The organism is Vibrio satsumensis (assembly GCF_050337435.1).
Lineage (GTDB): Bacteria > Pseudomonadota > Gammaproteobacteria > Enterobacterales > Vibrionaceae > Vibrio > Vibrio satsumensis.
The window spans coordinates 39566-58439 of sequence record NZ_JAKJSX010000008.1; the positions used below are offsets into that span (position 1 = coordinate 39566).

17 protein-coding genes are annotated in these 18874 nt (G+C 45.3%); 6 read left to right on the forward strand and 11 right to left on the reverse strand.

Going from position 1 to position 18874, the window contains the following annotated elements; translation table 11 throughout:
* Nucleotides 1-20 precede the first annotated feature (20 nt).
* On the forward strand, nucleotides 21-854 hold the full coding sequence (locus L4C44_RS11210; RefSeq protein WP_428805035.1) for a hypothetical protein: 834 nt from the start codon (nucleotides 21-23) through the stop codon (nucleotides 852-854).
* A gap of 121 nt (nucleotides 855-975) precedes the next feature.
* On the opposite strand, the gene L4C44_RS11215 is transcribed toward L4C44_RS11210, so the two are convergent.
* Complete coding sequence (locus L4C44_RS11215) at nucleotides 976-1560, reverse strand: sugar O-acetyltransferase (RefSeq protein ID WP_146491115.1); 585 nt, start codon at nucleotides 1558-1560, stop codon at nucleotides 976-978.
* A gap of 133 nt (nucleotides 1561-1693) precedes the next feature.
* Nucleotides 1694-2692, reverse strand: coding sequence for an adenosine deaminase (gene add, locus L4C44_RS11220; protein WP_327784681.1), 999 nt, complete (start codon nucleotides 2690-2692; stop codon nucleotides 1694-1696).
* A gap of 126 nt (nucleotides 2693-2818) precedes the next feature.
* On the opposite strand from add, the gene L4C44_RS11225 reads away from it, so the two are divergent.
* A complete protein-coding gene (locus L4C44_RS11225; RefSeq protein WP_017061092.1) occupies nucleotides 2819-3766 on the forward strand; it encodes a LysR family transcriptional regulator in 948 nt (315 codons plus the stop codon).
* A 117-nt stretch (nucleotides 3767-3883) separates the two neighbouring features.
* Complete coding sequence (locus L4C44_RS11230; protein ID WP_428805036.1) at nucleotides 3884-5338, forward strand: glutathione synthase; 1455 nt, start codon at nucleotides 3884-3886, stop codon at nucleotides 5336-5338.
* 101 nt (nucleotides 5339-5439) lie between these two features.
* On the opposite strand, the gene L4C44_RS11235 is transcribed toward L4C44_RS11230, so the two are convergent.
* The 9 genes from L4C44_RS11235 to L4C44_RS11275 form a co-directional block, all read right to left on the reverse strand.
* Nucleotides 5440-5820, reverse strand: coding sequence for a hypothetical protein (locus L4C44_RS11235; RefSeq protein WP_054545967.1), 381 nt, complete (start codon nucleotides 5818-5820; stop codon nucleotides 5440-5442).
* A gap of 64 nt (nucleotides 5821-5884) precedes the next feature.
* A complete protein-coding gene (locus L4C44_RS11240; protein ID WP_146491110.1) occupies nucleotides 5885-7933 on the reverse strand; it encodes a glycoside hydrolase family 3 protein in 2049 nt (682 codons plus the stop codon).
* A gap of 272 nt (nucleotides 7934-8205) precedes the next feature.
* Nucleotides 8206-8709, reverse strand: a complete 504-nt coding sequence (locus tag L4C44_RS11245; protein WP_146491109.1) for a YgjV family protein — start codon at nucleotides 8707-8709, stop codon at nucleotides 8206-8208.
* A 130-nt stretch (nucleotides 8710-8839) separates the two neighbouring features.
* Nucleotides 8840-9466, reverse strand: coding sequence for a bifunctional 4-hydroxy-2-oxoglutarate aldolase/2-dehydro-3-deoxy-phosphogluconate aldolase (locus tag L4C44_RS11250; RefSeq protein WP_060980716.1), 627 nt, complete (start codon nucleotides 9464-9466; stop codon nucleotides 8840-8842).
* A 9-nt stretch (nucleotides 9467-9475) separates the two neighbouring features.
* The gene (locus L4C44_RS11255) at nucleotides 9476-10453 is read right to left on the reverse strand and encodes a sugar kinase (RefSeq protein ID WP_428805037.1); all 978 of its coding nucleotides are present in this window, start codon (nucleotides 10451-10453) and stop codon (nucleotides 9476-9478) included.
* A gap of 3 nt (nucleotides 10454-10456) precedes the next feature.
* Nucleotides 10457-11869, reverse strand: coding sequence for a glucuronate isomerase (uxaC, locus tag L4C44_RS11260; protein WP_428805038.1), 1413 nt, complete (start codon nucleotides 11867-11869; stop codon nucleotides 10457-10459).
* Nucleotides 11870-11881: 12 nt separating this feature from the next.
* Entirely contained in the window at nucleotides 11882-13345 is a 1464-nt protein-coding gene (locus tag L4C44_RS11265; RefSeq protein WP_146491106.1) for a fructuronate reductase, read from the reverse strand.
* Between the two features lie 96 nt (nucleotides 13346-13441).
* On the reverse strand, nucleotides 13442-14749 hold the full coding sequence (locus L4C44_RS11270; RefSeq protein ID WP_048609953.1) for a TRAP transporter large permease: 1308 nt from the start codon (nucleotides 14747-14749) through the stop codon (nucleotides 13442-13444).
* A gap of 15 nt (nucleotides 14750-14764) precedes the next feature.
* Nucleotides 14765-15277, reverse strand: coding sequence for a TRAP transporter small permease (locus L4C44_RS11275; protein WP_048609952.1), 513 nt, complete (start codon nucleotides 15275-15277; stop codon nucleotides 14765-14767).
* Between the two features lie 299 nt (nucleotides 15278-15576).
* On the opposite strand from L4C44_RS11275, the gene L4C44_RS11280 reads away from it, so the two are divergent.
* From L4C44_RS11280 to uxuA, 3 genes are all read left to right on the forward strand, one after another.
* Nucleotides 15577-16560: a TRAP transporter substrate-binding protein gene (locus tag L4C44_RS11280; protein ID WP_048610358.1), complete on the forward strand. Its 984-nt coding sequence runs from the start codon at nucleotides 15577-15579 to the stop codon at nucleotides 16558-16560.
* Nucleotides 16561-16667: 107 nt separating this feature from the next.
* Nucleotides 16668-17450 (forward strand): FCD domain-containing protein, encoded by a 783-nt coding sequence (locus L4C44_RS11285; protein WP_146491105.1) that lies wholly within the window; start codon nucleotides 16668-16670, stop codon nucleotides 17448-17450.
* Between the two features lie 208 nt (nucleotides 17451-17658).
* Nucleotides 17659-18846: a mannonate dehydratase gene (gene uxuA / locus L4C44_RS11290; RefSeq protein WP_327784687.1), complete on the forward strand. Its 1188-nt coding sequence runs from the start codon at nucleotides 17659-17661 to the stop codon at nucleotides 18844-18846.
* Nucleotides 18847-18874: the final 28 nt, after the last annotated feature.

Here is an 18874-nt window from a genome sequence, read left to right on the forward strand (position 1 = left end):
TAAATTTGAGGATGTAGAAAATGAAAAGATACCCATCTAAATCCATCGTTACATTTTTGTTTTTAACATTGTCGGTGCTGGTTTTAGTGGTTGCTGCCGTACTTCAAATTCGCGGTGAGCAAGCATGTGATGGTTGCTATGAATCAGATAAAGGACAGTTCAAGTTTGTCCTTTACGATGGAACTTCACCTGCGATAATTCCAAGTATTCACAACGAGCTATTACTCAAGCAGGCTCCTTTGATGAAGAGCTTCGGCCTGGACTCAATACCGGTCATAACAGTGAGAGTATGGCAAAGCCAAAAGGCCTACTTAGATGAGCAAGAGCGTAGCATTGGACAGCGATATGCGTTTTCTACAGGCTACATCGAGCCTAAAAGTAATGAAATCAGGCTGCTTTATTTTGGTGGTGAAATTCAACGAACAGCATTGCATGAATTTGTGCACTTACTGACACTTCAAATCAACCCCAATTTTGCGAATAACCCTCGTTGGTTGTGGGAAGCGGTGGCTATCTATAAATCTGAAGATTATTGGTTCCACATGAATAACAGGAATGCCATCAAAGCCCGTTTTGATGGGCTTGTTCAAGAGTTATATATCAACCCTAATGGTGGTTCAACAATCTATGAAGTCGGTTATACCATCGGTGAGTTTATCGAGCGTTCTTGGGGGGAGGAGGCTTTTATCAAGCTCATAAAGAGTAACGGTGATGTATCTGGAATAACGAATGAGCCGATAGAGTCGCTATTTTCAGGGTGGAAGGGTTTTGTGAAAAATACCTATCTTAGTTCACCACAAAGCGAGTATGAGAAGGCTTTAGATCGGAGCCCATTACAGGCCTCAGAGCAGTGAATGAGATGAACTGTGTAGAAAGTTAATCGTACGATAGAACAACGCTGTTTATTAGATTAAGAGCCATGTTATTGAAACATGGCTCTTTTTGTTTTTAGATTTGGATACGCAACTTGCTTGTTTAGTCGTGGGCTTGTTCGGCATTCAAGTGTCGAATCAGCTTTGCTGGTGTGCCGCCGTACAAGCAGTCTGGTGGTACATCACTGTTGACCACAGAGTTGGCTGCGATCACAGAGCGAGCACCAATGGTCACGCCTTGGTTAATCACCGAGTTTCCACCAATCCAGACATCATCTTCGATTGCGATAGGTAGACAGAAAGTTTCCCACTTGCGACGACTGAGGTGGTTCAGTGAGTGAGAGGCAGTGTAAAACTGGACACTTGGTCCCACCAATACATTGTTGCCAATTTTGATGTTGGAGCCGTCAAGCATCACCACATTCATGTTGATGAAGGTGTCGTCACCAATCTCGATGGTTTTGCCAAACTCACAATGAAAAGGGGGCTGGATTAAGCTGCTGCTACCAACCTTACCAAATAGCTGCTCTTGCAATGTGTGTTGCTGGTCTGGGTCTTGGTGGCTGTTGAAAGCCATTAGCGACTTTCTGGCATTGGAACGCACGGTTTCAATTTCTTGGTCTGCACCATCATATACTTGCCCAGATAGCATCTTTTCTAGTTCAGTTTTAACGTTTGTATTACTCATGCTTGCCCACTTTCCGAGAGTCTCGGTCTAAATGACGAATACTGCAAGATTAGCGATTTTCGGGCATAAAAAAAGAGAAAAGCCTCAGCCTTTCTCTTCCTGTTTTTCTACTTAGCAATCAAGATTGCTTAAATTAGATTTGCTCAACGAAACCCATTAGGTGCTGTTTCACTTCGTCTGAAGCAAAAGCGCTTTCTACAGAGTACTTGTAGATTTCTGCGTAATCTTCTTTTGTTAGACCGAATGTTTCACACACACGTTTCACTTCGTTAGTCATGGTTGTGTTCGACACAGTACGGTTATCTGTGTTGATCGTTACAACGATGCCGTCTTTCTTGAACTCAGCAATTGGGTGGTCGCTGAATTTGTGAATACACTTAGTTTGCACGTTACTTGTTGGGCAAGTTTCAAGTGCAACTTGCTTCTCTTTAACGATGTTGTATGCGTCTTCGTTTCCTTGGATGTGAACGCCGTGGCCGATACGTTCAGCGTCAAGCAGTGTTACGGCATCGTAAACGTTTTGACCATGCCATTGCTCACCAGCGTGCACGGTAATGCGGTAGCCTTTTTCAAGAGCGTATTGCGTGTACTCCGGGAACTCAGCACAGAAACCAGGCTTTTCGCCGCCAGCGATATCAAATGCAACCACGCCTTTACCTAGGTAAGGTTGGCCTGCGTCGATTACGTTTTTGATAGAATCTTTAGGGAACATACGCAGTACAGACATGATGTAGTTGCCCTTGATGTCGTATTTCTCTTCAGCACGCTTCATGCCTTTAACTGCGCTTGCAATGATCGTATCAAGAGACAGACCTTTATTTACGTGCAGGATTGGTGCAAAGCGAACTTCTAGGTACTTAACGTTTTCTAGTGCAGCGTCTTCGTAAAGCTCGAAAGAGATACGTTCAATCGCTTCTTCAGTCTGCATCACTTGCAGTGGCAAGCTGAAACAAGCTAGGTACTCATCTAAGTTTTTGCAATCTTCTGGCACCGTTAGAGATTGAACAACCGCATCGCGATCTTCAGGCAGTTCGATTCCGTACTGTTTCGCCAGATCAATAATGGTGTCTGGACGAACACTTCCGTCTAGGTGGCAGTGCAAATCAATCTTAGGGAGTGCTAGAAAATTCATGAGTATTCCTTAGGTCTATTATTTTTTGAGTTATTAACTCATAGGTTACATGGGCTTAAATTAACAAGTTTGTGATATGATTTAAAGTGACATAAAGTCATCATTAATCTGAATCTAAGGAATATCATGGTAGATGTTAAGAGCTTACTCAAATGTGATATGAATTTACTGCTGTGTTTACACGTGTTGCTTGAAGAGCGCAGTGTGAGCAAAACGGCAGAGCGATTGTTCCTTAGTCAGTCTGCGGTGAGTAAGCAACTCACCAAGCTACGCTCTTTGTTTGATGACCCTTTGTTTGAACGCGAGTCAAAAGGTCTGTTTCCAACCCCGAAAGCCACCTCTTTAGCGCCTAAGATTCATCAGATCCTTCTGCAAGTTGAACAGCTAACCGTGCCGGACATCTTTGAACCGAAAGATAGCGAACGCACTTTTAATATCGATCTTGTTGAAACCGCTTATACCGCGATTTACCCTAAATTTATGCCTAACGCGCTGGCAGATGCGCCGAACATTACGGTAAACAGCACTACTTGGAGCAGCGAAACTTTTAAGCGCTTACTAAAGCGTGAGGTCGATTTTGGGATTGGAATTTTTGAGCTCGATGAAAGGGCGAGTACCCACATTCAAAACATTCCTGCCGAGCTGAACCATGTCGAATTGCTGCAAGATTACTCTGTGTGTTTGATGCGCAATGATCACCCAGTGCTTCAAGAAGAGTGGAATCTGCAAGCCTTCCTTAAATACCGTCATATTCAGTTAGTGACCGGTGGCGTTGGCGACTGGTTGCTACTGGAAATCTTACAAGCCAAACAGCTTCAAATTAACAAAGCCGCCAACGTGTCGGACATCACCAGTGCAGTAAAGCTTTGTAAGCAAAGCGATTTGCTGATGTGTTATCCGTACAACTCGGTTCGTGACTATATTGAGAGTGGCGAGCTGGTGATGAAGCCGATTCCCATTGAGTTGGTTCCCGGTGGTTTGTTTTTGCTTTGGCATCGTTACTTTGACTCTGAACCAAGCCACAAATGGCTTCGCGACCTCATTGTTAATAAGACTCAAGAACCTCAGCTGTAAACTTCAAGCTACGATGATCAAAGCGGCGAAATAACTTTTTGAAATTTATTTCGTCTTTTTAGAATGAGCATCGTCTTACTACGGGTGCTAAATGCCCGCCAAGAATGAGATATCTAAATGAATTCAATGCCATTGATTCCGCAGCAAGTAATTGAAGAGGCTTGTGAGTGGGCCATTATGCACGGTGTCGCTTTTCGTCAGTCTGACAATGCCGCGAGACATTGCCCTTTTAGCCTTGCTCCAATGAGTATTGAGCGTGAGGTTTTTGAACACCTGTTGAAGGTGACGCCGCTGATCACCAAGCTCATCAATAATGTTTCTGAAGACCACGACTTTTTACAGTCATCATTGAGCGATATGGCGAAAGCCGCCCCGTTTTTTGGTCGCTTGATGGAGTTGCACCGACAAGCACACGGCAGTGCGGATGAGCGCTTGAATCCAGCGCGACAACCTTTGTTGTTGATGCGTACTGATTTTATGGACGATCGCCAACACGGTGCAAAAGTGATTGAGTTTAATGGCATTGCGGCAGGAATGGCGCCTTTTGGTCAACGCGCTACAGAGTTCCACTCATTCATGCAAAACCAATGGCCAAACGTTTATAACCATTGGTTGGAAGAATTGTCAGCAACACCAGCTGAAAACCAAGGCTTAACGCAGTTGGCTTATGGTATCGCTAATGCTGCAAGGCAAGTGAAAACCGATTTCGATGAGCAAGATAAACCAGTTTTCTTGATGGTGGTTCAGAAGAACGAAGACAATGTATATGACCAACATTTGCTTGAAGTTGAGCTGCAAAAACAGGGCATTCGCACGGTTCGTCGTACCTTTGAACAATTGAGCTGTCAGCTTTCAACAGGAGATAACCAACGTTTGTTGCTGCAAGATGTTGGTGCGGTCGATGTGGTTTATCTAAGAGCTGGCTATCAGTATTCAGATTACTGGGCTCCAGAACTCAACGAATCGATTTGTTGCCACACACTAAGTCAGACTCGCTTGTTTATGGAACAACACCATGTCGCAATGAACGCGACCATCAGCCAACAGTTAGCGACCAGTAAAACCATGCAAATGCTGCTGACCATGATGCCAGCAACAGAATACACACGCTGGAGTTTAACGTTAGAAGAAGCCGAATTGGCCAAGAGTGTATTAGCCGATATGAAGCCAATCACCAGTGAATCAATAGAGTGGTTTAACACGCAAGCTAATAAGCAAGAGTGGGTGTTGAAAAACCAAGGTGAGGGCGGCGGTCACTGCGTATTTGGTGATGACATCAGTGAACAATTGAACCAGCTTAAACCGGAAGAATACGACGCTTGGGCTCTGATGCAGCGCTTGTACCCACATGAGCGAGACGTGCCGAACATTGCAGTGCGTGATACCCAACAAACGCTCGTGACAGACTTAGTCAGCGAAGTGGGTTTGTTCACCGCTTACTACAAAGGTGAGCCAGTAACAGAGCTAGACGGCTACGCGGGCTATTTAATCCGCAGCAAACCCGCTAGTGAAAATGAAGGTGGAATCCACAGTGGCAAAGGCATTCTCGATTCGCTGGTGTTGATTAATTAACTCCTGATTCTGACAGATAGCAGATAAAACAAAGGCCAGCATGTGAACGTTGGCCTTTTTGTTGGTCGCGATTTTGTGGTTTGAACGAGTGCTTAGTCGCGTTATGCCGGAACCTTAAAACAAGAATCTTGATTGCTGTATTTTGGTACGAAGCACAGTTTGTCTGCCGACATCTTTAAGCCGTTTTGCATCTGGATATGTGTTACCGCCCAGATCACGCAGCCGTGAGGTAAATTGAATAGCGAGCGAGTTTGAGTGAACAACACGCCGTCATCATAGGCCGGTGTAATGTTCGTCGCTTTACCTTGCCACGCTTTATGAGTGGTTTGCACATCAATATTTGGAACAATCAATGAGAGCATTTCTGGCTCAACGTCCTTTACGACTTTCAAGCAGATACGACACCCATCGTAGTATTGTTCTATCCAGATCTTATGTGGAATAGCGTGATCATCCCAACTCAGTTGTAAGATATGTTCCATGACTTTGTCCTTGGTATCTAAGAAGGAAAGGCAGTGCTCAACACTGCCTGAATTAGCTCAAATATTATTCGTAACTTAAACCATGTCCGAACGGGTAAAGGGTGTCGGCTTGATCATACCCAGGGTAGTCTGAGTCTTGGTTTTGAATGGCTTGGGCACTGTTCGCTAGAGCAAATGGCAGTTTTCCTTGAGGAGCAAAGTTGCCTGAAAGCACTTCCATTAGGTTACTGTCCGAGACACCAAATGTCGCTATCACGGCGCCGGCTTGCTTAAGGTTACTTTGATCGTCTAGCACGAAGGGTTGTCTAAAGTTGATGGACAATACCGTTTTGTCAGCGCCCACTTCGTTCATGACGGCTTTAATGTCGCTTAGGCTTGGTTCGATATGCCAAGAGGCGGCAGTAGCCATTTCGCTGAACGCAAGAATATCGAGTTCATCTGGGTTTGCACCACCAAAGATAAGGTCAGGATCTGAACCTTCGTTAGATACGCGAACACGAATAACCGCATAGTCCGTATCGGCTGGAACTGGTGGACGTGTTTCTCCCGTTTCGTAATCACCAGAAGTCACGGTAAAGTTGTACTTGTCGTCTCCTGCAATGTTTTCGTCCATTCCCATGACATACAGAGCAACAGGAGCTTGTGCGGTTGATTCAGCTAAAGGTAAAGTCTTATTGGTATTTTGAAGTAAGACGACAGATTTTTTCTGTGCGTAATCAGCGCGTTCTTGGTACTTCTCGTTGCCTAAAATCTCTTGGGCTTTTTTCTCATCAACGTAAGTGTTTTCGAAAAGGCCAAGCTTGAATTGTTCTTCAAGTAAGCGCGTTACGGATAGGTCGACACGCTCTTCGGTGAGCAGATCCTTTTCGACCAGTTTCACGATGACTTCTTTATCATGGAAACCTGAAAGCACATCAACGCCTGCTTCGACCGCCATTGCAACCTGTTCATCAATCGTTTTGTGTTCCACACCCCATGCTCGATCGCCAATAATGCCGGTATCTGAGTTCACGTTACCTGTGTAGCCTAATTCGTCTCTGAGCAAATCGGTGACAATGCCTTTTGAAAAGGACATGCCCACATCATTTGGCATCCACTTTTGATCTACAGGGATGCCGTAGTAAGGCATGATTGAAGAAGCGCCAGCCTCAATTGCGGCAATAAACGGTTTTAGGTGATAATCAAAATTGTTCTTTGGATAGACTTGGTTCTTACCGAAGTCATAGTGTGGGTCACCGCCGTTTTCTTGTGGACCGCCGCCAGGGAAGTGTTTGATGGTTAGCGCGATACTGTCTTCGTTTACCTCACCGCCATCCTGCAACCCTTTGATCAGTGAGCGCATAATGTCAGACGCTAAATCTGCATCTTCGGTAAAGGTCTCATGCACTCGATACCAGCGAGGTTCTGTCGCCAAATCCATCATGTATCCGTACATACTGCGCAGGCCGATTGAAGACCATTCGTCATTCATGATGCCAGCAAATTCAGTGATCAAATCCATGTCACGAGTGGCTGCTAAACCTGCCTCTTTAGGCCAAGCAGAAAAGGCACCTGAAGAAACGTTGATCCCTGCTTTAGCTGATGGATCTATGTGGTTACGAGCATTGGATTTGAATAGAGCGGGGATACCCATTCGCGTCTGTTCACGCAGTTCTTGAACACTATTCATGAACTGGGCAGCTTCTGTTGGGGTTATCTGACAGCCTGAACGGCCAGCATCACAATCAGGTGTGTTAGTTGGGGTTTCAACTACGCTGTTACGGAAGATAAAGCGCGTCATTTGGGCATCGGCAATCATGTCTTGTCCGGCACTGCTAACAAGTCCACCCTCGGCTGAGTTTAAGGTGTCAATGAGCATCATGCCGGCTTTCTCATCTAGCGTCATTCGGCTAACCAAGTCTGCTGCTCGTTCTTCTGGAGATAATCGCCAGTCTTCAAAGGGTTCCAGTTTTCCATTGCCGTTAGAATCTCGGAATTGGTAACCCTCAACGTTCAATACATCATGAACACGAGAGTGAACTTGGGGTTGCTGGAGGTTATTGTCGCTATCAGATGAGTTGCATCCTGCAAGAAGCAACGCGATTGCTATAGGTGTCAGGGTAAGACGCTTCATGGTCACGATCCTATTGTTAGTATAATAATAAGTACATGACCAATTTTAATAATTAACGGATTATTGGTTAACCAAAATAAAGCAAACTAAAGATTTGGATCACCATATAAATTTAATTGGTGATTTAATTCAATTTAGTACTGGAAATATATTGACGACGTTTAAATAACGTAAACTTAATTAGATTTGATTTTTTGATATCCAATTAATTCTCCATTTAATTAGTGGTGTATTACTTCCATATTTTAAATCTAGAATAAAAAATTTATTGCCTATTTTATAGTTAACAATCTGCGCTGATGTAAACGATAGATAGTGACTATGTTGGTGACTATAAAGGTGATTTCGACAAAGGAGCCTCCAATTGAACCAATCCAAATGTTATGGCTAGCCCAACAGAAGGAATTGAATAAGATTAATGATCTCAAGGCGATGCCTTGTCTTGAAAAGAGTGCCCATGTCGCAACGGACGAACCAACAACCGTAATAAACTCAAAGAAATGGTTCATGTTGGGCAAAGTCATGCACCACATCAAGCCAATAAAGAACCACATCACTTTGCGCGATTGAGTTTTTATCGATACGTAACTGCGAATAGCATTAATAATTACGCCTATAGCAGCCACTATGGCACCCATTAATATGAAATGGATACTCATAACAAAACAAAAGATCATCATCTGGTAGCGAAAACGCATATCATCTTTTTGCCAAAAGGCCATTACACCGATACAAAAAGCCAGGCCGCCAACTCCTTGTGTTATCCAGTTTTCCATATTTAGCCTTTATTTTTAGATGCTATCGAGCACGATTAAATAATTAACTTTAAGAGAATAATGCTCAACCATAAAATAACCCTCCAAAAGGAGGGCTAGATATAACGCTAAAGGTGCTATTGCATTAGGTTTAATTGACTAACTTAACGGCTTCACGAGTTAAATGAGCCAGCTGTTCCCAATTACCTTCTTCAATTAGCTTCTTATCCACCATCCAAGTACCACCACATGCGAGCACTCGAGGTATCGCTAGGTAGTCTTTGATGTTGTTTGGGTTAATGCCACCTGTCGGCATGATCTCAATATCCGTGTAAGGCGCAAGAAGTGACTTAACCATGTTGATGCCACCTGATGCTTCAGCTGGGAAGAACTTCAATGTGGTTAAGCCCATTTCTAGAGCGGCTTCTACTGTACTCGGGTTGTTGACCCCAGGAATGATATCAATACCAATCTCTTGGCAGGCTCTTACCGTATTTGGGTTAAAGCCAGGAGAGACTACAAACGTTGCGCCTGCTTCTTTAGCGGCGATCGCCTGCTCACGATTGAGCACAGTGCCAGCGCCGATCAACATGTTTGGTTGCGATTCACGAAGTAGACGAATTGCTTCGACAGCCGCTTCAGAACGGAAAGTGATTTCTGCCGCTGGTAGGCCATTTTCGGCTAAAACTTTACCTAGAGGGATGATGTCTTCTGCCTTGTCGATAGCGATAACAGGAATGACTTTCAGTGCTTTTAGTTGTTCTTTAATACTAGACATGTGTGGTCCTTAAGCGACGCCAAGCGCCGGTTGTGTGAATGCTTTTGGAATGATAGCGCCGCGATGTTGAATCACCGCGCCAGCCATTGCGTTGCCTCTTTGGCATGCGGTCGCTAAATCTGCGCCTACAAGGTATGCCGATAAGAAGCCACCATTAAATGAATCGCCTGCGGAGGTGGTGTCCACCACTTGTGCGACAGGTTGGGTTGGCACGGGTTGTGGAGCCAAAACCGTACCTGAACCCTGATTCGTGGAATCTTGAACTAGGCAGCCATCAGCGCCTAATTTTATGATGCATTTGTTTACGCCTAATGTCTTCAGGCGGTTTATCGTTTGTTCTGGGGAGCTGTCACCCCAAATCAGCTGTTCATCATCAAACGTTACCAGTGCAACATCAGTGAGTTGATACATGGCTTGGTAAATGTTTTTTACGGTCTGATTGTCGTCTTGTGGCCATAGCGCTGGGCGGAAGTTACTATCAAAAGCGACTTCAACCCCTTGTGTTTTGAGTTCGACCAACAGATTGAGCAACGAGATACGATCTTCTTCCGGTAAAATAGCTAAGGTAATGCCACTTAAGAAAACCACGTCTACTTGAGTTAATGCTTGCTTGATCTGTGCGAAACTTGGATGTTGAAGCAGGTATCGCGCTGCAGATTGGTTGCGCCAGTATAAGAATGTACGCTCACCTTGGTCATCAAGTTGGATTAGGTATAAGCCGGGTGTGCGAGTTTCATCAAGGAGTACTAAATCCGTCGCAACGCCCTCATCTTGCCAGCGAGACAGCATACCTTTACTAATGGGGTCGGTACCAAGAGCAGTGACATAAGAGACTTTAACGTCCCCAAGGTTTACATTGGCTTCACAGCCACGACTTAGATAAATCGCGGCATTCAGTGTGTCACCACCGAATGTTTGATGCATTGAGCCAAATGGTTTTCCGTTCAGCTCAATCATACATTCACCAATAATGGCGATATGTTTCATCAGTTATGCCCTCTCTTCAAAGTAACGCTTAGCATTACCAAAGCAGATGTCTTCAATCATTGGACCAAGCAGTGACATATCATTTGGTACTTCACCATTTTCAGCCCAGCGGCCAACCATGTCACATAAGATACGGCGGAAATATTCGTGACGAGTGTAAGACAGGAAGCTGCGAGAATCGGTCAGCATGCCGACAAACTGGCTGAGCAGGCCAAGTTGAGATAACTGCTCCATTTGGCGTTGCATGCCGTCTTTCTGATCGTTGAACCACCAACCAGAACCGAACTGGACTTTGCCCGCGATGCCGCCACCTTGGAAGTTACCAATTATGGTTGCCATCATCTCGTTATCGCGAGGGTTTAAGCAGTAAAGGATGGTGCGAGGCAATTCATTGCTTTGATCCATCTCGTCTAATAGGTGAGCCAATTCGAATGCAAACGTCTTATCGCTAATCGAATCAAACCCTGCATCTGCGCCTAACAGTTGGAACATACGCGTGTTGTTATTGCGCTGAGCACCAATGTGAAGCTGCATTACCCAACCCATTGCGGCGTAACGCTTGCCTAACCACACTTGAACCGCTGTTGAAAACTGTGCACATTCTAGTTCTGTGAGCGTTTCGCCATCGCGGCGTCGAGCTAATAGGGAATCTAAATCTGATTCCGATGGAATAGGTGCGTAGCGAACCACTTCAATACCGTGGTCTGCTGCACGGCAACCATGAGCGTTGAAATGTGCTAAGCGGCTATCTAAAGCACTTAGTAGATGATGGAAGCGAGTGATCTCAATGTCAGCAACCATACTTAACTTTTGCAGGTAATCAGCAAAGCCATCAAGCTCAATTTTGAACGCTTTATCTGGGCGCCAACTCGGTAGAACTTTCACATCAAATGAACTGTCTTGAGCGATCGCTTTATGGTGTTCAAGAGAATCAATCGGATCGTCTGTCGTACCTGCCATCACAACGTTCATCTGTTGCATGATGCCGCGAGCACTAAATTCCGGTGTCGCTAATAGCTCGTTGCCTTCATGCCAAATTTGGTCGGCTGCCTCTGGGCCAAATAGAGTGCCAGTAATACCAAATGGGCGGCGTAGCTCTAAGTGCGTCCAGTGGTAAAGAGGATTACCTAAGGTTTGAGGGACAGTTTTAGCCCATGCCATGAACTTATCATAATCGCTTGCATCTCCGGTGATCAGACGCTCGTCAATTCCTGCTGAACGCATGCCACGCCATTTATAGTGGTCACCTTCAAGCCAAATCTTAGACATATTTTCGAACTGACGGTCTTGAGCCACTTCTGCCGGGTTTAGGTGGCAGTGATAGTCATAAATAGGCTGGTGGCTTGCGTGTTCATGGTACAAACGGCGTGCAGTCTCATTAGACAGTAAAAAGTCTTCACATAAGAAATTCTTCATTGTTTGTACTCCTTATAACGCAGCCACGGTCGCAACGGCACCGTGTTCAATTAGTGATTGGTACGCTGAACATACCGCATCTATGACTTGCGGGTTTTTGCCTAGCTCGGCAGGGAAAATCGCTTCAACAGCAAGCAATGCCGGAACCACAGAAACATTGAGTCCATGCTGGTCGCAGATCTGGCGTAGTGTATCCGCCATTGGATCGCGAACATCAATCTCCTTACCTTGCTCATCAACACCAGATACATAGCGCATCCAGCCAGCAATAGCGGTTGCAAGCCATGTGAAATCTGAGCCTTGCTCTAAATGGAATCGTAAGCTGCCACCCATACGTTGAGGGATCTTCTGGCTGCCATCCATCGCAATCTGCCAGGTCTTATGCTTCAAGCTTGGGTTAGTGAAACGGTTGATCAGCAAGCTTGCGTAACCTTCTAAATCAGTCCCTTCAGGCATCGTTAACGACGGCGCTTGTGATTTCATCATCATGTCAAAAGCGGCTTTTCGGTAGCCTGCATCTGTCATGGTGTCGGAAATATGGTCGTAGCCACCAAGGTATCCAAGGTAAGCAAGGAAAGAGTGACTGCCATTGAGCATGCGCAGTTTCATCTCTTCGTAAGGCACTACATCTTCTACGAACTCTGCACCAGCAACATTCCAGTCTGGACGCCCCGCAACAAAATTATCTTCAATCACCCATTGGCGGAAGGGTTCACAGGCGATACCGCATGGGTCTTCACAACCAAGCAGTTCTGCAATTTCAGTTAGTGTCTCTTCGGTTGCTGCAGGTACGATGCGGTCAACCATGGTGCATGGGAAGGTGACATTGGTTTCAATCCAATCACGTAATTCTGGGTCAAGCAGTTGAGCAAACTCAATGATCGCTGCTTTTGCTACATGACCGTTCTCTTGCACGTTGTCGCAAGACATCACCGTGAATGGTGTTAAGCCACGTTCGCGGCGAATTTTTAGGGCTTGGACAATATAGCCAAGCGCAGATTTTGGTTGAGTTGGGTTAGCTAGGTCAGCGATGACTAATGGGTTATTTTTGTCGAGTTTTCCGGTCGCTGGGTCAGCGCAGTAGCCTTTTTCTGTGATGGTCATAGACACGATAGCGACTTGAGGCTCTGCCATTTTTTTTAATACGGTTTCGATGCCGTCTAGGCTTGGGTGAAGAGATTCTGTCACTGAGCCGATCACTTTAACGTCTGTGGATTCAGCGCCTTTTTCAGCTACGGTGTAAAGGTGGTCTTGCGCGCGAAGTGATTTAATTAGGTCTTCGCCGCCGAATAGGTTTATCTCACTAATGCCCCAATCAGTGTTGGTTTTGCTGAGCATTTCATTGGTGAATAGCGCTTGGTGAGCTCGGTGAAATGCACCAAAACCTAGGTGCACAATACGGCTTTGGAGTGCTGAACGGTCGTAGTCAGGTCGTAATACAGTGTTTGGCAGCGTAGAGTTAGCAACAGTCTTCATTATTCAGTTCCTTTTCCCGCCAGCGAGCCAACGGGATTTTATTATTTGATTATACGTTTGAGTGTTTAGCAGTCTTAGAATATCTCTGTGACCAAATTACGAACCGTAGCCCAGTACCAATTCAGGTAGGAACAAGCTCAGCTCAGGGATAAAAGTAACGGCCATTAGGGCAGCAATCAGTGCTGCATAGAATGGCAGTAACGGCTTGATGACTTTGTCGATAGCGATGTTGGCAACCGAACAACCGATGAATAGAGCACTACCTACTGGCGGCGTACAGATACCGATAGCTAGGTTGAATGTCATCATGATGCCGAAGTGAACAGGATCGATGCCTAGATCCAATGCGATTGGCAAGAAGATTGGAGTGAAGATCAGTACCGCTGGCGTCATATCCATGAAGATACCCACAATCAGCAGGATGATGTTGATGATCAATAGAATCATTAGCGGGTTATCAGAAACCGCCAATAATGCATCAGCAATCATGTAAGGCACATCGGCGTTCGCCATTGCCCAAGACATCCCCATTGATGCGCCAACAAGTAAGAGAACGATAGATGTTGTTACTGCAGACTCAAGGATAATCTTTGGAATATCACCCCATTTCACTTCACGGTAGACAAGCACAGCTAAAACAAACGTGTATACCACAGCAATTGCGGAAGCCTCAGTTGCAGTAAAGATACCGCCAATGATGCCGCCCATGATGATGCCGATCAGTGCTAAAGAAGGTGCCGCTTTTAGGAAGGTATCCCAAACCATTGATAATGAAGGACGCGCTGCCACTGGGTAACCGCGACGTTTCGCAATGATACCCGCCACAATCATGATACTTAATCCCATCAAGATACCTGGGATGTAGCCCGCTAAGAACAGCGCCGCAATTGAAGTACCACCAGAAACCAATGAGAAAACGATCAGCGTGTTACTTGGCGGAATCAATAGACCAGTAGGGCACGAAGTAATGTTTACCGCAGCAGAGAAGTTTTCATCATAGCCGTCTTTCTTTTGTAGAGGAGACATGGTGCCACCAACTGCAGCAGCCGATGCTACCGCTGAGCCAGAGATAGAACCAAACATCATGTTTGCCATCACGTTTACGTGTGCCAATGAACCCGGTAGACGACCACCCAACACTTTCGCGAAGTTGATCAAACGCAGCGCGATGCCGCCTTGGTTCATGATGTTGCCCGCCAAAATGAAGAACGGGATTGCCAGTAGAGCAAAGTTATCAAGGCCAGCTGCCATACGTTGAGCAACTACAGCGATTGCAGGCTCAAGCGGTAAGCTCATCAAGATGGTTGCCAGTGACGATAAACCAATCGCAAAAGAGACCGGTACACCGATTGTAAGCAGTACAGCGAAACTACCGAATAAGGTCAGTATTACTTGCCATTCCATTGTGAAATCCTTCTATCAATCAAGTTGTGAGTCGGTGATCAAATCGTCACCTGACATTAATTGTTTAACGCGTTCGTAGGTAAATACGACGGAGTAAAAAATCATCAAAGCGCCACTAATCGGTAAGCAGAAGTAGATGTAGCCCATTTCTAAACCTAGAGCGGGAGTCAGCTGTCCCATCGCAAGCGTTTTAGCAGCAAGTTGGCTTCCACCGTGTACCAGAACGATATAAGAGAAAGAAGCGATGGCTATTTGGATAACGATTTCGTTGATTAATTTGCGTTTGCCAGTCAGCTTCATCGTAAGCAGGTCGATGGCAAGGTGGCGTTTCAGACCCGTAGTGTAAGCAGCACCAATTAAGGCTACCCACATAAAGAGATAACGCGCGAGCTCGTCGGTAACAGTACTTGGTTTGCCAATAACATAGCGGGATAAGACCTGCCATATCACACACAGTACTAAGAAAGACGATAGAGACACTGTAAAGGCGGCCAACCCTCTATTTATGTAACTGACCAATTTATTCATGTTTATTTCCTTTCAACAAAATTGCGTATCTCATAACAATTGGTTTACCAATGTAAGAAATTGTTTCTATGTAGGGATGGGATGTTCAAAAATCTGGCTGAATCATAAGCTATTCATTTTTTGGTTGGCGTGAGCAACTTCACAAATGATTTTGGTTGACCAATTTGTGGGTTTTTATTGTGATATTGGTCAATCAATTTTAAATTTCGCTTTGACGGTTCCTTTCTTGAGCCCCAATATGAGCCCATAACAAAAAACACCCTACATTTTGGATAACCAATCCACGGAGAATAAGAATGATGATGACGCGTAAAACTTTGATTAGTGCGGTTGTCGGTGCTGCTTTCACTTTTGGAGCAACAGCTTCTGCTTATGCAGCGACAACATTGAAACTGAGCCATAACCACCCTCGTGACCATGCAGTACATGAAGCGATGACGTTTATGGCGAAAGAAGTACGTGAATTGACGGATGGTGAGGTGCGTATTCGTATTTACCCTGATGCTCAATTGGGTACACAGCGTGAATCTATGGAGCTGATGCAGAACGGCGCTTTAGATATGGTGAAAAGTAATGCTGCTGAGCTAGAAGCTTTTTCTCCCGCTTATTCATCATTCAACATGCCTTACTTATTCCGCGATCAAGCGCACTACTACAGTGTGACTGATGGTGAAGTAGGCCGTGACATTCTTAACTCTTCTCGTGATAGCGGCTTTATTGGTGTGACTTACTACGACGCTGGTGCGCGTAGCTTCTATACCAACAAGCCAATTAACACACCAGAAGATCTGAAAGGTTTGAAAGTTCGTGTTCAACCAAGCCCATCAGCAATTGCGATGGTGAAAGCGTTAGGCGGTAACCCAACGCCACTAGCTTACGGTGAGTTGTACACAGCACTGCAGCAAGGTGTAGTGGATGCGGCTGAAAATAACATTCCTTCTTTCAGCTTGAGCCGTCACAGTGAAGTATCTAAATACTTCAGCTTAGATGAGCACACGATGGTTCCGGATGTGTTGGTTATCTCAACCAAAGCATACGACAAACTGACTACAGAGCAACAAGATGCGCTAATGAAAGCGGCAAGTGATTCATCTGAATTGATGAAAAAATTGTGGGCTGAATCGGAAGCAAAAGAGCGTGCTAAAGCCGAGGAAATGGGTGTTACTTTTGTGGAACCAGACAAGGCTGCGTTCGCACTAGCGGTTCAACCTATGTACGACGCGCTAGATAAAGCGGACCCAGAATTGAGTGCATTGATTGACCGTATTCAGGCTGTTGAATAACGAGCAAATATAGAAAAAAGAGTAATACAAAAACAAGGTGTTACTGCATTTTAGGATATAGAGGTTGACCAATTATATTTGGTCATTATGATGGCGAGAGAAATACAATGGAAAGAAGTGACAATATCATCATGATGCCTTTCGAGCCGAAAAGACCTTATCAGGAGATAGGGTTAGTACTAAGAAAAGAACTTATTGAAGGCCTGTATAAGGTCGGAGATAGGTTACCTCCAGAACGCGATATTGCTGATCGTCTAGATGTAAGCCGCACTGTGGTGCGTGAAGCGATCATCATGCTGGAGCTTGAAAACTTAGTTGAGGTAAAAAAAGGGTCAGGTGTTTATGTCCTGAACATTCCTACTCATTCTCGCGAGAATGTGGTCAGCGATGATGCTGGTCCATTCGAGATGCTGCAAGCCCGTCAATTGCTGGAAAGTAATATTGCGGAGTTTGCGGCAACTCAGGTCACTCCGGGCGACATCATTAAGATGCGCTCTGCACTCGAACTCGAGCGCGAAGAGCTTGCAAGCGGCACCACCGATTGTAGCGGAGATGAAAAATTTCACATGTGTATTGCAGAGGCTACTCAAAACTCTGTGCTAGTAGACATGTTGAAGCAATCCTGGGATCGACGCGAAAAGAGTCCAATGTGGAATAAACTCCACTCTCACATCAGTGGTCAAGATTACCGTGAAGAATGGTTAGATGATCACGCTCGTATCCTCGCTGCCTTACAGCGCAAAGACCCTGTCGCTGCTAAGAACGCAATGTGGCAACACCTTGAGAATGTTAAACAGCGTTTGTTAGCGCTGTCAGACATTGATGACCCAAACTTTGATGGCTACTTATTTAGTTCTAACCCAGTGGTACTGCTTAGCACAGAAAGTTAGTTCTGAAAGCTAACGTTGAATTTAGCGACAAGGTTCCTCTTGAAAGCTGATTCATTCACTAGGTTGTAGATAGGTAATCGTCTTTAGACCGGCGTAGACCGGTGCTATCTCGGGCAGTAATTGTCATTGCTGCCATTAAGAAGTCGTTATTGCATTTAGCTTGATTAATTCGAGCCGGCTAAGTGCGTCTTAAAGAAAGGTAAGTCTCATGGAACAAACGTGGCGTTGGTACGGCCCTAATGATCAAGTTTCGCTAGACGATATTCGTCAAGCGGGCGCAACTGGTATTGTGAATGCACTGCACCATATTCCAAATGGTGAAGTTTGGACAAAAGAAGAAATCCTGAAGCGTAAAGCCATCATCGAAGAGAAAGGTTTAACGTGGTCGGTAGTAGAAAGTGTGCCTGTTCATGAAGAGATCAAAACTCAAACTGGCAACTATCAGCAATGGATTGATAACTATAAGCAAACTCTGGCTAACCTTGCTGAGTGTGGCATTGACACAGTTTGCTATAACTTCATGCCAGTGTTGGACTGGACGCGCACTGATTTAGAATTTGAAATGCCAGATGGCTCTCGCGCACTGCGTTTTGACCAAATCGCGTTTGCGGCATTTGAGCTGCATATCTTGAAGCGTCCGGGGGCAGAATCGGACTATTCAGAATCAGAGCAAGCGCAAGCGTTGTATTACTTCAACAACATGACGCCAGACCAAATCCAACAGCTGACCAATAACATCATCGCTGGCCTGCCGGGCGCTGAAGAAGGCTATACACTAGAAGCGTTTCAAGCACAGCTGGATCGCTATGCGGGAATCGACAAAGACAAGCTACGTGAGCACATGTCTTACTTCCTCGCTGAGCTGATGCCTATCTGTGATGCGAATGGCTTGAAGATGGCGGTTCACCCAGACGATCCACCGCGTCCGATTCTAGGCTTGCCTCGCATCGTCTCAACGATCGAAGACATTGATTGGTTGACCGAGCATGTACCAAGCAAGATGAATGGCTTGACGATGTGTACGGGTTCATACGGTGTTCGTGGCGACAATGATCTGGTTAATATGATCAAAAAGCACGGTGACCGAATTTATTTTACGCACCTGCGTTCAACTAAGCGTGAAGAGAGCAACCCAATGACATTCCACGAAGCAGCGCACCTAGATGGTGATGTGGATATGTACAACGTTGTGATGGCCATTTTGGATGAAGAAAATCGTCGTGCAGAAGTGGGCGATCACCGCTTAATTCCAATGCGTCCGGATCACGGTCATCAAATGCTGGATGACCTAAAGAAAACCACTAACCCAGGTTATTCGGCGATTGGTCGGTTGAAAGGCTTAGCTGAAGTTCGTGGTTTAGAGATGGCCTTGAAACGCGCTTTCTACACCAAGTAACGATTGCATCTAACTTTAAAATATTCTT

Excerpts from the sequence above, each read along its gene's own strand:
- L4C44_RS11285 (WP_146491105.1), top strand. The coding sequence starts at position 16,668 with ATGGAAAGAAGTGACAATATCATCATGATGCCTTTCGAGCCGAAAAGA.
- L4C44_RS11240 (WP_146491110.1), bottom strand. The coding sequence starts at position 7,933 with ATGAAGCGTCTTACCCTGACACCTATAGCAATCGCGTTGCTTCTTGCA.
- uxuA (WP_327784687.1), top strand. The coding sequence starts at position 17,659 with ATGGAACAAACGTGGCGTTGGTACGGCCCTAATGATCAAGTTTCGCTA.
- L4C44_RS11255 (WP_428805037.1), bottom strand. The coding sequence starts at position 10,453 with ATGAAACATATCGCCATTATTGGTGAATGTATGATTGAGCTGAACGGA.
- L4C44_RS11250 (WP_060980716.1), bottom strand. The coding sequence starts at position 9,466 with ATGTCTAGTATTAAAGAACAACTAAAAGCACTGAAAGTCATTCCTGTT.
- L4C44_RS11225 (WP_017061092.1), top strand. The coding sequence starts at position 2,819 with ATGGTAGATGTTAAGAGCTTACTCAAATGTGATATGAATTTACTGCTG.
- L4C44_RS11230 (WP_428805036.1), top strand. The coding sequence starts at position 3,884 with ATGAATTCAATGCCATTGATTCCGCAGCAAGTAATTGAAGAGGCTTGT.
- L4C44_RS11245 (WP_146491109.1), bottom strand. The coding sequence starts at position 8,709 with ATGGAAAACTGGATAACACAAGGAGTTGGCGGCCTGGCTTTTTGTATC.
- L4C44_RS11270 (WP_048609953.1), bottom strand. The coding sequence starts at position 14,749 with ATGGAATGGCAAGTAATACTGACCTTATTCGGTAGTTTCGCTGTACTG.
- L4C44_RS11265 (WP_146491106.1), bottom strand. The coding sequence starts at position 13,345 with ATGAAGACTGTTGCTAACTCTACGCTGCCAAACACTGTATTACGACCT.
- uxaC (WP_428805038.1), bottom strand. The coding sequence starts at position 11,869 with ATGAAGAATTTCTTATGTGAAGACTTTTTACTGTCTAATGAGACTGCA.
- add (WP_327784681.1), bottom strand. The coding sequence starts at position 2,692 with ATGAATTTTCTAGCACTCCCTAAGATTGATTTGCACTGCCACCTAGAC.
- L4C44_RS11215 (WP_146491115.1), bottom strand. The coding sequence starts at position 1,560 with ATGAGTAATACAAACGTTAAAACTGAACTAGAAAAGATGCTATCTGGG.
- L4C44_RS11210 (WP_428805035.1), top strand. The coding sequence starts at position 21 with ATGAAAAGATACCCATCTAAATCCATCGTTACATTTTTGTTTTTAACA.
- L4C44_RS11275 (WP_048609952.1), bottom strand. The coding sequence starts at position 15,277 with ATGAATAAATTGGTCAGTTACATAAATAGAGGGTTGGCCGCCTTTACA.
- L4C44_RS11280 (WP_048610358.1), top strand. The coding sequence starts at position 15,577 with ATGATGACGCGTAAAACTTTGATTAGTGCGGTTGTCGGTGCTGCTTTC.
- L4C44_RS11235 (WP_054545967.1), bottom strand. The coding sequence starts at position 5,820 with ATGGAACATATCTTACAACTGAGTTGGGATGATCACGCTATTCCACAT.